This is a genomic window from Pseudomonas graminis (genome assembly GCF_001705435.1).
Lineage (GTDB): Bacteria > Pseudomonadota > Gammaproteobacteria > Pseudomonadales > Pseudomonadaceae > Aquipseudomonas > Aquipseudomonas graminis_B.
Map to the genome: position 1 here is coordinate 1 of NZ_MDEN01000021.1, position 615 is coordinate 615.

Consider the following 615-nt stretch of genomic DNA (forward strand, 5'->3'; position numbering starts at 1 on the left):
GGTCGAGCCGTCGGTCAGCGTTTTGAGGAGGTCCTTGGAGATGCCCCTGCTCTGGGCGCCCAATGTCGTGACGTTCAGCGGATTCCAGTTCTGCAGCGTGATCTGCGGCGTCGAGACCACGCTCAGCCAGAGTTTTTGCCCCACTGCCTGACTAGGCCAGGCCGCCAGTGTCATGTGGGCGTTAGCCGTCAACGCCGTCACATCAAGCTCGGTCCCCTGCGCCTCGGTAATGACCGGCTTTGGATAGGCCGGACGCACGTACTTGCGCACGGTGAGTTGAAGGGGCTCAGACGCGACGCCGTCTGGCTCATTTGGATTGAGCACCGAGTAAATGACGATGATGGGTTGAGGGACGGTTTCACCCGCTGCAATGACAAGGGCAGAGGGGACCTTGACCCTGATTTGCGTTCCCTCGGAAGCGACCGGTTCGATCGAGTAATCATCGTTCCAGTAAAAACTGACCAGATAGGTGGCGGGAATATTATCAATGACAATATAGGTGTTATCGACAGCGTTGTTCTTGTTGGGATCAAGCACGTTGAATGCGTCTGCAGGCTCGACTTTAGGACGAGGGTAGGGTGTTGCGTTAATGGATAAAGTGCCGTCAAGCGCCTG

The 615-nt window shown here is 56.6% G+C and carries 1 protein-coding gene; it reads right to left on the bottom strand.

What is annotated here, in order from left to right:
* Positions 1-615 (bottom strand): hypothetical protein (locus BBI10_RS27470; protein ID WP_167355753.1); only part of this gene is annotated, 615 nt, incomplete at both ends.